5 protein-coding genes are annotated in these 12,352 nt (G+C 71.8%); 3 read left to right on the top strand and 2 right to left on the bottom strand.

Going from position 1 to position 12,352, the window contains the following annotated elements; all coding sequences use genetic code 11:
• Window positions 1–128 precede the first annotated feature (128 nt).
• Together OG828_RS17910 and OG828_RS17905 are read right to left on the bottom strand one after the other, a co-directional pair.
• Entirely contained in the window at window positions 129–1,676 is a 1,548-nt protein-coding gene (locus OG828_RS17910) for an alpha/beta hydrolase (RefSeq protein WP_328438661.1), read from the bottom strand.
• Between the two features lie 61 nt (window positions 1,677–1,737).
• Window positions 1,738–4,527 (bottom strand): lysylphosphatidylglycerol synthase transmembrane domain-containing protein, encoded by a 2,790-nt coding sequence (locus tag OG828_RS17905; protein ID WP_328501695.1) that lies wholly within the window; start codon window positions 4,525–4,527, stop codon window positions 1,738–1,740.
• 177 nt (window positions 4,528–4,704) lie between these two features.
• Here OG828_RS17905 and OG828_RS17900 point away from each other — a divergent pair, with 177 nt between their 5' ends.
• The 3 genes from OG828_RS17900 (at window position 4,705) to OG828_RS17890 (ending at window position 12,348) form a co-directional block, all read left to right on the top strand.
• Window positions 4,705–5,118 (top strand): MGMT family protein, encoded by a 414-nt coding sequence (locus OG828_RS17900; RefSeq protein ID WP_328357351.1) that lies wholly within the window; start codon window positions 4,705–4,707, stop codon window positions 5,116–5,118.
• A 266-nt stretch (window positions 5,119–5,384) separates the two neighbouring features.
• Window positions 5,385–8,759: an ATP-dependent helicase gene (locus tag OG828_RS17895; protein ID WP_328501694.1), complete on the top strand. Its 3,375-nt coding sequence runs from the start codon at window positions 5,385–5,387 to the stop codon at window positions 8,757–8,759.
• 91 nt (window positions 8,760–8,850) lie between these two features.
• Window positions 8,851–12,348: an ATP-dependent DNA helicase gene (locus tag OG828_RS17890; RefSeq protein ID WP_328501693.1), complete on the top strand. Its 3,498-nt coding sequence runs from the start codon at window positions 8,851–8,853 to the stop codon at window positions 12,346–12,348.
• Window positions 12,349–12,352: the final 4 nt, after the last annotated feature.

Here is a 12,352-nt window from a genome sequence, read left to right as displayed (position 1 = left end):
CCCCTCGCAGGCCGTCCGCGTGGATCCGCGGATGGCGGTCAGGCCATGGTAGGCGGATCTCGCAGCACCTGCCGGGCCCTGTGGATAACCTTCTGACCTGCAAGTTTGCCTGGATTTCGGCCCCGGCCTCAGGAGCAGACGGTCCCGGCGGCCGGGACCTTCCCGTCCAGCAGATAGCCGTTCACCGCGCTCTGCACGCATTTGTTCTTGCTGTCGTAGGCGCCGTGCCCCTGTCCCTTGTACGTGAGCTCGACGCCGACGCCCTGGCCCAGGGCCTGCGCCATCTTGCGCGCGCCCTCGTACGGTGTGGCCGGGTCGCCGGTGTTGCCCACGACCAGGATCGGGGCCGCGCCGGGCGCGCTCACGTCGGGGTGGTCGGCGGAGCCCGCCACGGGCCAGTCCGTGCAGCTGATCATGGACCAGGCGAGATAGTCGCCGAACACCGGCGAGGCGGCCCGGAACTCCGGCAGTTTCCGCTCCACGTAGGCGGCGGTGTAACGCGGCTTGTCGTCCGCGCAGTTGATGGAGATGTTGGCCGCCGTGAGGTTGCTGTACTCGCCGTTCTCGCTGCGCCCGTTCAGTGAGTCGGACAGCAGCATCAGGATCTGGCCGTTGCCGTCGTACGCCTGATCCAGGCCCTGAGTGAGGTACTCCCAGAAGTCCTGGGAGTACAGGGCCTGTGCGATGCCGCTGGTCGCCGCGGTCTGGGTCAGCTCGCGGGGGAAGACGCCGGTGATCGGCTTGCTGTCGAGGTCCTTCAGCAGCTTGGCGATGCGGTTCTTGACGTCCTGTGCGCTGTCGCCGATCGGACAGTCCTCGACCTGCGAGGCGCAGTGCTCGGCGAAGTTGTCGAGTGCGAGCTGGAAGCCCTCGGTCTGGCCGAGCGAGCCCTGCTCGGGGTTCTCCGTCGGATCGACGACCGCGTCGAACACGGCACGGCCCACGTTTTTCGGGAACAGGTGGGCGTAGACGCCGCCGAGTTCGGTGCCGTAGGAGATGCCGAAGTAGTGCAGCTTGGCGTCGCCGAGGACCTGGCGCATCAGGTCCAGGTCACGGGCCGCATCGGTGGTGCGGACATGGGGCAGGACCTTTTTGGAGTTCTTCTCGCAGGCCGCGTTGAACTCCTTGGTGTCGTCCAGGAGTTCGGTGCGCTCGGCGGCGTTCTCTGGGGTGGCGTCCTGCTGGAAGTAGGCGTCGAGCTGCTGGTCGTTCTCGCACTTCACAGGGGCGCTGCGGCCCACACCGCGCGGGTCGAAGCTCACCAGGTCGTAGCGGGTGCGCAGTTTCGCGTAGTCCTCGCCGAAGGCGGGCAGCGTGGTGACGCCCGAGCCGCCGGGCCCGCCGAAGTTGAAGATGAGCGAGCCGATGCGCTTGCTCTCGTCGCCGCTCGTTTTCGCGCGGATCAGGGCGATATCGATGGTGTCGCCCTTGGGCTCGTCCCAGTCGAGCGGCGCCTTCATGGTGCTGCACTGCCATTCGTCGCCGTTCGCCAGAGGTGACGGGGCGCCTCCGCCGCCTTGCGCCTGGGAGGGGGCCGGGCAGTCCTTCCAGCTCAGCGACTGGGCCGACAGATCCTCGTTCTGCGAGTCGTCGTCGCCGCAGCCCGCCAGCACGGCGGACAGCAGCACGGCGGTGGCGGTCAGGGCAGCGGCGCGCAGCCGGGAGCGGTTGGGCATGACCCCATCCTGCTGTCGCGCACGGATGTGCGCTCGGGGCGCGAGCCGTACGAGGTACGAGCTACAGGGCGCCCTTGCGCGTCAGGTGGTTGAAGGCCAGCCAGCCCGGCAGTACCGGCAGCCACAGTGTCAGCAGCCGGAACAGCAGCACCGCGGGGGCGGCGACCTCACTGGGTAGACCTACGGCGATCAGACCGACCGTCAGGGTCGCCTCGACCGCGCCCACACCGCCCGGTGTCGGGGCGGCGGACCCCAGTGCGTTGCCCGCAAGGAAGACGACGGCGACGCTGGCGATGCTGATCGACGTCGTTTCGTCGCCGAACGCGCGGATCGACGCGTCCAGGCACATCACGAAGCAGGCCGTCAGCAGGAGCATGCCGCCGATGCCGGTCAGCAGCTTCTGCGGGCGCTGCAGCACGTCGAGCATGCGCGGCACGACACCCGCGAACAGCGACCTCACGCGCGTGGAGACGAATTTCCGCAGGAACGGCACCGAGGTCACCACGAGGACCAGCACCGCCACCGTCAGCAGACCCGCGATGACCGTCCGGGACGGCGACAGCGACGGCGTCTTCTCGGTGCCGGTGAGATAGCCGAAGGCCAGCAGCATCATGATGTGGGCGCCGAGCCCGAACAGCTGAGAGGCGCCGACACTCGCCACCGCGAGCCCCGGCCGCACCCCCTCGCGCTGCAGGAACCGCGTGTTCAGAGCCACGCCGCCCACCGCGGCCGGGGCGACGATCTTCACGAAGGACCCGGCGACCTGGGCGGCCACGGTCCGCAGGAACGGCACCCGCTCCGGCACGAACCCCAGCAGCGCCATCGCCGCGGCGAAGTAGCTGCACGCCGAGAACAGCACGGCCGCCGCGACCCAGCCCCACTCGGCGTTGGCGATCAGCGGACCGAACTCGATGTGCGTGAGCTGCGTCAGCAGGAAGTACGCGCCGATCGCACCGGCGATGAGGCTGATCAGCGTGCGTGGCCGCACCCGCTCCAGGCGGGCCGGCTCGACCGGCGCCTGCGGCCTGATCCGCAGCACCTGGTGGCGGATCTGCGTGAGCAGATCCTCCTCGCGCGCCTCGTCCATGGCCTCGTCGATGGCCCGCTTCTCGGCTCGCTGCTCCGCTCGTACGGCCTTCTTGTCGAGCTTGTCGAGTACGGGCTTCGTGTCCTCGTGGGCCTCGCCGTGGGCCTCGTCCACCCGGGCCTGCTTGGCCTGCCGGGACGCCTCCAGGACGGCGTCGCGCTCGCGCTGCGCCCGCTCCCGGGCCAGTTTCCGCAGTGTCGCGCGCGTGGAGCGCGTCAGCGCGATGGGCTGGAGCATCGGCAGGCAGTCGGCGACGGTGTCGGGACCGAGGACCTCGACCGCGGAGGCCACCGCGCGCTCGGCGCCCACGCGCAGTCCGAGCGTCGTCACCAGCTGGGCGATGTCCACGCGCAGCAGCAGTTCACCGGCCGCGATCTCGCCGCCGCGCAGATCGGTGAGGATGACCGTGCCGGAACGATCCACCAGAATCGCGTCGCCTGCCAGCCTCCGGTGCGCGATCCGCCGTGACTGCAGCGCCTGCACCTGGTGCCAGGTGCTGCGCAGCAGATCGTCGGTGATCTCGTTGTCGTCCAGCGAGTCGAGTGTGCGCCCGCCGGTGTGCTCATAGACGAGCATCACGGCGTCCGGGCCGAGCTCGGAGGTGGCGATCAGCTTGGGCGCGTTTGCACCGGCTGCGATGGCCGCGTAGGCGAGCAGCGCCTCCTGCTCCAGCGCCTGGCGCAGCGACTGCAGACTGCGGCGGGTGGCGATGCCGCGCAGCGTCAGATTGCGCCACACCCGGTAGAAGAAGCCCTGTGCCTGCTGCTCGCGGTCGACGACCGTGACGTCCAGCGGCGGACCGTCCTCCAGGGTGACGAAGTAGCGTCGGCCGCGGTCGCCGCTCTCCGCCGTCTCCTGCGCGTCCTCGCGGGACGCGGTCACCGGACGGAAGCCCACATGCCTCAGGCCCGCCATCAGTGTCCGTCCGGTAGGACGGACGTTGGGCGAGCCGACCGCGTACAGCGTCCCGTAGGCGACGGTCCAGCCGATCAGCACCGTCAGGATGATCGAGAACGGCGTGGTGTAGCCGGTGACGAGCATCGAGAAGGCGTCCAGGAGCAGCACGATCCACAGCACCGCGCGCCAGCGTGGCCGACGCGACATGCCGACGGCCGTCATGTACGCGATGACCGGGGCGAGATAGCCGTGCACAGGGTCGGTGAGGGCATGGATGTCGCCGGGGGAGGGCTGGGTGAGCGCCTCCTGGATCGAGTCGGGGGCCGCCTTGGCGACCCACAGATCGGTGGCGAGCGTCACTCCGTGCGCGAGGACCGCCGCGAGCACACCGTCGGCGATACGCAGCCCGTCCCGCTTGATCAGCCGTTCGATCGCGAACGCGACCGGCACCAGGAGGATCGCGATGCTGGACGCCAGCCCCGCGATCTTGATGAGCAGATCGGGTGCCTGCCCGGTGCCCTTGTTGATGTCCTGTTCGAGGCCCGAGGTGGTGCCGTGCGCGAACGCGGCGATCGCGATGAGCACGGCGACGGCCAGCACGCCCACCAGGAGCCGCATCAGGTCGGACGGGCGGTGCACGCGCGCGGGGAGGAGCGGTTCGTCGCCCTCGACCTCGTCGGTGTGCGCGTCGTCCTCGTCGGGGTGGGCCTCGTCGATGTGCTCGGCGCCTGGGCCGGAGATGCTCGCGACCACCGCCTCCTCGGCTGTGTCGTGTGCGTCCTTGTCGTCCGCGTCGGCGGTGTGCGGGCGCGATGAAGCGTCAGAGGTGCTCTTCGCGCCCTCCGGGTGCACACCCTGCTGCTTCATCGTCTCTTCTTGATCTCGTATCACCGATCACCGCCCGCACGATGGTGGCATGCCCCACCGACACACAGGGGCATCAGGGTGCAAACGCGGGGGCGCACAGTCTGCCCGAAGCGCCGCTCGGGGGCGAGGGATACGCACAGTCACGAGGGCGTCACATTGTCGGTGGGGTGCGGCAGGATGGGACGGATGAGCGAGGAGAGCCTTCCGGAGTACGCAGAGCGGGTCCTCGAGGTCGCCGAGCTGATTCCGCCGGGGCGCGTGATGACGTACGGCGATGTCGCCGAGTGGCTTCAGAGCGAAGGGGGCGAGCGCGGAGCGCTCTCCGGCAAGGGTGGTGGTGGGCGACGGGAGGGAGGGCCCCGGCAGGTCGGCCGGGTGATGGCGCTCTATGGAGGAGCCGTTCCGTGGTGGCGGGTCATCCGCGCGGACGGTGTCCTGCTGCCCGGCCACGAACTGCGGGCGCTCGACCACTACCGCGCGGAGGGCACACCGCTGAAGGAGGCGAGCAGGGCGGCCGAGGGCCACCTGCCTCGGGTCGACATGAAGCGGGCGCGGTGGGACGGCGGCGAACACGCGGAACCTCACACCTGACAGCTTCCGCCATCGGACCCGCCCAAGGGCAACCTGTGGCCCGTACGAGGGAAACAGGGCACGTCCGTGGCATGCCGTACGTTCGTGGGATGAGGGACGCACGAGACGTGAGCGCACTGAAGGGGCGGATGCGCCAATCGGAAGCCCTGCTTCCGCACCATCCGTCGGCGTAGCGTCGGCGGCACGCGTCCCCCTCACCACGCGGCCAACGCCCTGCACGCGCCGCGGATCGCAAACCAGCACACCCACCAGGACCGGCGAACCACGTGAGCTCCTCTTCCTCCACCAGGCGCCTGTCGCACTCCCAGGTGCGACAGGGGAGCCGTGGCGCTTACCGGCTGGTCCGTACCCCGCCGCCGCGAGTGGTTCCCCCTCATCTGGACGCGGCCCAGCGCTCGGTGGTTGACCACGGCAGGGGTCCACTGCTCGTCCTCGCCGGTCCGGGCACCGGCAAGACCACCACGCTCGTGGAGTCCGTGGCGGCCAGGATCGCCCGGGGCGTGGACCCCGAGCGGGTCCTCGTCCTGACGTTCAGCCGCAAGGCGGCCGTCGAACTGCGCGACCGCATGGCACTGCGCATGGGGGCGGCGCGCGCGCCGCAGGCGACCACCTTCCACTCGTTCTGCTACGCCCTGGTCCGCGCCCACCAGGACAGCGACCTGTTCGTGGAGCCCCTACGGCTGCTGTCGGGCCCCGAGCAGGACGTCGCCGTCCGGGAACTGCTCGCCGGCCAGCCCGATCTGGAGCGGCTCGGCCTCGCACATGTGCGCTGGCCGGACGAGCTGCGTGCGTGTCTGACCACGCGCGGTTTCGCCGACGAGGTCCGCGCGGTCCTCGCCCGCAGCCGCGAACTGGGTCTTGACCCCGATGCCCTCGATGCCTTCGCCCGCCGTATCGGACGCCCCGACTGGCGGGCGGCGGCCACCTTCCTCGCCGAGTACCTCGACGTTCTCGACCTGCAGGGCGTACTCGACTACGCGGAACTCGTCCACCGCGCGGTGCTCCTGGCACACCGCCCCGAGGTCGCCGCCCAGCTGGCCGACCGGTACGACGCCGTGTTCGTCGACGAGTACCAGGACACCGATCCGGCTCAGGTACGGCTGCTGCACGCACTGGCGGGCGGCGGCCGCACGCTCGTCGCCTTCGGCGACCCCGACCAGTCGATCTACGCGTTCCGGGGCGCCGACGTGAACGGCATCCTGGAGTTCCCGGACGCCTTCCCGCGCGCGGACGGCCGCCCGGCGCCCGTGGAGGTCCTGCGCACCTCCCGTCGCTCCGGCGCCGACCTGCTGGGCGCCACCCGGTTGCTGACCCAACGGATGCCGCTGACACGGCTGCCCGCCGAAAAGGTCCGCGCCCACCGGGAGCTCACCCCGGTCCGTGACGGCGGTCGCGTCGAGGTCTACACGTATCCGACGCCCGGCACCGAGCTGGACAACATCGCCGACATCCTCCGTCGGGCGCATCTGGAGGACGGCGTCCCCTGGAGCGACATGGCCGTCCTGGTGCGCGCCGGGTCCCGCACCATCCCGACAGTCCGCCGCGCGCTGACAGCGGCCGGTGTCCCCCTGGACATAGACGGCGACGACCTGCCCCTCCGGCACGAACCCGCGGTGGCACCCCTGCTGACGGCACTGCGGGCGGTGGCGACGGCGGAAGCGGCCGAGGGGGGCGTACGGGACGAGGGGGCAGGCGAGGCCGATGCCTCTGAAGAGGCCGATGCCTCCGGAGAGGCCGATGCCTCTGAAGTAGCCGCGTCGGACACCTCCTGGCTCGACACCGAAACCGCCCTCACCCTGCTGGCCTCCCCGCTCGCCGGCATGGACGCGGCCGACCTGCGCCGTCTGGGCCGGGCGTTGCGCGAGGAGGAGCGGGCCGGGGGCAACCCGCTGCCGCCGCCGTCGGACGACCTCCTCGCGCGGGCGCTGGCCGAGCCGGAGCGGCTGGTCGCGCACGATCCGGCGTACGCGCGGGGCGCTCAGCGTCTCGGCGCGCTGTTGCGCAAGGCACGTGAGCGCCTGGCCGGCGGTGGTACGGCGGAGGAGGCGCTCTGGGAGTTGTGGGACGGCACTCCATGGCCCGCACGGCTGGAGCGGGCCGCCCGGCGCTCAGGCGCGGCCGGGCGCAACGCGGACCGCGACCTGGACGCCGTATGCGCCCTGTTCGCCACCGCGGCTCGCGCCGAGGAACGCACCGGCGGGCGCGGCGCCCTCAACTTCCTGGAGGAGATCGAGGCCGAGGACATCGCCGCCGACACACTCACGCGGCGTGCCGTACGACCGGACGCGGTGCGCCTGATGACCGCGCACCGCTCGAAGGGCCTGGAGTGGCGCCTGGTCGTCGTCGCGGGCGTCCAGGAGGGACTGTGGCCCGACCTGCGCCGCCGCGGCTCCCTCCTGGAGGCCGACCGCATCGGCCGCGACGGACTGGCCGAACCGCTCACCCCGGGTGCCCTGCTCGCCGAGGAGCGCCGCCTGTTCTACGTGGCCGCCACGCGCGCGCGTGAACGCCTCGTCGTGACGGCCGTGAAGGCGCCCGCGGACGACGGCGACCAGCCGTCCCGCTTCCTGACCGAACTGGGCGTCGCACCCAAGGACGTGACGGGCCGCCCGCGCCGCCCGCTGTCCGTCGCGGCGCTCGTGGCCGAACTCCGCGCCACGACGGTCGACCCACGGGTCTCCGACACCCTCAGGGAGGCCGCCGCCCGCAGGCTGGCCCGGCTCGCCGCGCTCGCCGACGAGGACGGCCGCCCCCTGGTGCCGTCCGCGCACCCCTACCGCTGGTGGGGCATGTTCGAGCCGACCGAGTCCAAGGTGCCGCTACGCAACCGCGACCAGCCCGTCGTCCTCTCCGGCAGCGCCCTCGACCAGCTCGCCAACACCTGCGCCCTGCAGTGGTTCCTGGGCCGTGAGGTGAAGGCGGACGCGCCCGCGACCGTCGCCCAGGGCTTCGGCAACGTGGTGCACGTCCTCGCCGACGAGGTCGCCTCCGGGCACACCCCGGCCGACCTCGCCGTCCTCATGGAGCGGCTGGACTCGGTGTGGAACGCGCTCGCCTTCGACGCGCCCTGGAAGTCGGCGCAGGAGAAGGAGCACGCGCGCGTGGCGCTCGAACGGTTCCTGAAGTGGCACGTCATGGACCGCACGGGACGTACTCCGGTCGCCAGTGAGCACGACTTCGACGTCACCCTCGAAGCGGGTGACTACGAGGTGCGTATCCGCGGCCAGATGGACCGCGTCGAGGCGGACGGCGAAGGCCGCGCCTACGTCGTCGACTTCAAGACCGGCAAACAGGCGCCCACGGCTGCCGAGGTCGCCCACCATCCGCAACTCGCCGTCTACCAACTCGCGGTCCGCGAGGGCGCCGTCGACGACGCCTTCGACGGGCGCCGCCCCGAGCCGGGCGGCGCCGAACTCGTCCAGCTGCGCCAGGGCGCCGCCCAGCGGGACGGCGGCGAGACCCTGCCCAAGGTGCAGGCGCAACAGCCCCTGGAGGGGGAGTGGGTCGGCGACCTGCTGGCCACCGCCGCGGGCAAGGTCCTGGACGAGCGGTTCACGCCGACGTCCGGCCAGCACTGCGCGCACTGCGCGTTCCGGGCGTCGTGCAGCGCGCGCCCCGAGGGACGACACGTGGTGGAGTGAGATACCGCACCACCTGTGCTGACCTGCGCTTCCTCCACCCCGGGGGCCGATTCGGCATCTACTGTCAGTGGTCGCCGCTAGCCTCTCTGAGGTGCCCGCTCGTATCACCGATCCCGATCAGCTCAAGGAGCTCCTCGGCATCCCGTTCACCCCGGAGCAGACGGCCTGCATCACCGCGCCGCCCGCCCCGCAGGTGATCGTGGCCGGAGCCGGTTCGGGCAAGACGACGGTGATGGCGGCCCGCGTGGTGTGGCTGGTCGGCACCGGACAGGTCGCCCCCGAACAGGTCCTCGGCCTCACCTTCACCAACAAGGCCGCCGGTGAACTCGCCGAGCGCGTCCGCAAGGCACTGATCAAGGCGGGCGTCACCGACCCCGATGTCATCGACCCGGACAACCCTCCGGGCGAGCCGGTGATCTCGACGTACCACGCCTTCGCGGGCCGCCTGCTGACCGACCACGGCCTGCGCATCGGCCTCGAACCGACCTCCCGCCTGCTCGCCGACGCCACCCGCTTCCAACTCGCCGCGCGCGTCCTGCGCGAGGCCCCGGGGCCCTACCCGGCCCTGACCCGCTCCTTCCCCGACCTCGTCGGCGACCTCCTCACCCTCGACGCCGAACTCGCCGAGCACCTCGTACGGCCCGAGGACCTGCGCGCGTACGACGCCGAGCTGCTCGAAGCCCTGCAAAGCGTCAAGCTCACCAACGCCGACCTGCGCAAGGTCCCCGAGGCCGCCGCCGCACGCCGTGAACTCGCCGAGCTGGTGATCCGCTACCGGGCCGCCAAGCGCGAGCGCGACCTGCTCGACTTCGGCGACCAGATCGCCCTGTCGGCCGGCCTCGCCGGGCTCCCCGAAGTGGGCCGGATCCTGCGCGACGAGTTCCGCGTGGTGCTGCTCGACGAGTACCAGGACACGTCGGTGGCCCAACGCGTCCTCCTGGCCGGTCTGTTCGGCGGCGGCACGGGCCACCCGGTGACCGCCGTCGGCGACCCCTGCCAGGCGATCTACGGCTGGCGCGGCGCCTCCGTCGCCAACCTCGACGACTTCCCCGAGCACTTCGCCCACGCCGACGGCAGCCCCGCCACCCGCCAGTCACTCAGCGAGAACCGCCGCAGCGGTGGCCGCCTCCTCGACCTCGCCAACGGCCTCGCCGAGCCCCTGCGCGCCATGCACGCGGGCGTGGAGGCGCTGCGCCCGGCCCCCGGCGCCGAACGCGACGGTGTGGTCCGCTGCGCCCTGCTGCGCACCCACGCCGAGGAGATCGACTGGATCGCCGACTCCGTCGCCCATTTCGTACGGACCGGAAAGGCGCCCGGCGAGATCGCCGTCCTGTGCCGCACGGCGACCGACTTCGCCGAGATCCAGGGCGCGCTCGTCGCCCGCGACATCCCGGTCGAGGTCGTCGGCCTGTCCGGGCTGCTGCACCTGCCCGAGATCGCCGACCTGGTCGCCGTGTGCGAAGTCCTTCAGGACCCCGGCGCCAACGCCTCGCTGGTCCGGCTGCTGACCGGCCCGCGCTGGCGGATCGGCCCGCGCGACCTCGCTCTCCTGGGCCGGCGCGCCCGGTATCTCGTGTCGCACGCGCGCGTGGAGGCCGACGACGATCCGGACCGTCGGCTCGCCGAGGCGGTCGAGGGCGTCGACCCGGCCGAGGTGATATCGCTCGCGGACGCCCTCGACACGTTCCTGGAAATGCCGATCGAGGCGCAAGGGGAGGACGACGGGCTGCCGTTCTCGCCGGACGCGCGCGTGCGGTTCGCCCGGCTCGCCGCCGAACTGCGCGACCTGCGCCGCTCCCTGTCCGACCCGCTGATGGACGTCCTCCACCGCGTCCTCGCCGTCACCGGCCTGGAAGTGGAACTGTCGGCATCCCCGCACGCCCTGGCCGCACGCCGCCGCGAGACCCTGTCCAACTTCCTGGACATCGCCGCCTCGTTCGCCGCGGGCGACGGCGAGGCCACCCTGCTGGCCTTCCTCGGCTTCCTGCGCACCGCCGCACAGTACGAGAAGGGCCTCGACAACGCCCTCCCCGGCGGCGAGAACACCGTCAAGGTGCTCACCGCGCACAAGTCCAAGGGCCTGGAGTGGGACGTCGTGGTCGTCCCCGGCCTGGTCACCGGCACCTTCCCCAGCACCCAGGGCCGCGAGAAGTGGACCGCGCAGAGCAAGGTGCTGCCGCACGACCTGCGCGGCGACGCCGACACCCTGCCGGACGTCGAGGCATGGGACTCCCGAGGCCTCAAGGCATTCCAGGAGGCCATGAAGGAGCACCAGCACACCGAGGAACTCCGTCTCGGCTACGTCACGTTCACCCGCCCCCGCTCCCTCCTCCTCGGCTCCGGCCACTGGTGGGGGCCCGCGCAGAAGAAGCCCCGCGGCCCGTCAGACTTCCTCCAGGCGCTGTACGGCCACTGCGCGGCAGGACACGGTGAGATCGAGGCCTGGGCGGACGAACCCGCCGAGGACGAGGAGAACCCGGCCCTGCACCGGGCCACCGTCGACCAGGTCTGGCCCCTGCCCCTCGACGACATGGCCCTCGCCCGCCGCCGCGCCGCGGCCGAGACGGTCCTGGCGCACCTCGAAGACCTCGCCTCCCACACCGACGGCCACCCGGCGGCCACGCACGACCCGGACACGTACGACGACCCTGACTGGCCGCCACCGGAGGACGACGAGGTCCTGTACGACGAAGGCCACGAATCCGATGAATACGGCGAAGATGACACCCCCTTCGAGGAGGACCCGGGCGACTGGGAATCGTGGACCCCGGACCGTCCGACCGTCCCGCACCAGGCGGCGCCTTTGGACCTCACCGAACACTCCGGCGACCCGGATCTCCCGCGCCCTCACCCCCGCCTCACCCCGGAGGAAGCCCGCGCCATCGCCTCCTGGGACCGTGACCTCGACGCCCTCACCGGCGAACTCCTGCGCGCCCGGCGGGGGAGCACGGACGTACCCCTGCCGACGACCCTGACCGCATCGCAGCTGATGCGCCTGGCCGCCGACCCGGACGGCTTCGCACAGGAGCTGGCCCGCCCCATGCCCCGCCCGCCGCAGCCCGCCGCACGCCGCGGCACCCGCTTCCACGCGTGGGTCGAAGCCCGCTTCGAAGAGCTGACGCTGCCCATGCTGGACCCGGAGGAGCTGCCCGGCAGCGAGGCCGAGATCGCCGACGAACGCGATCTGGAGGCCCTCAAGGACGCCTTCGAGCGCACCCCGTACGCGCACCGCACGCCCTACCGCGTGGAGGCCCCCTTCCAGCTCGCGATCGCCGGCCGGGTGATCCGGGGCCGGATCGACGCCGTCTACCGGGAGAGCGACGGCGACAGGACGTCGTACGAGATCGTCGACTGGAAGACCAGCCGTGCCCGCACCGCCGACCCCCTCCAGCTCGCCCTGTACCGGCTGGCCTGGGCCGAGCAGCAGGGCGTGCCCCTGGAGTCGGTCCACGCCGCGTTCGTGTATGTGCGCGGTGGTGAGGTCGTACGGCCGCAGGACCTCCCGGGCCGGGCCGCGCTGGAGCGGCTGCTGACGGAGGAGCCGTCGTGTGACGAACCGCCCAATCAGGATGTCGGTGCGGGCCGATAGGCTC

This window comes from Streptomyces sp. NBC_00457, from assembly GCF_036014015.1.
In the GTDB taxonomy this organism is placed as follows: Bacteria; Actinomycetota; Actinomycetes; order Streptomycetales; family Streptomycetaceae; genus Streptomyces.
Note: the sequence above shows the minus strand (reverse complement) of the source record. Positions and strands in the feature narration are given on the sequence as shown.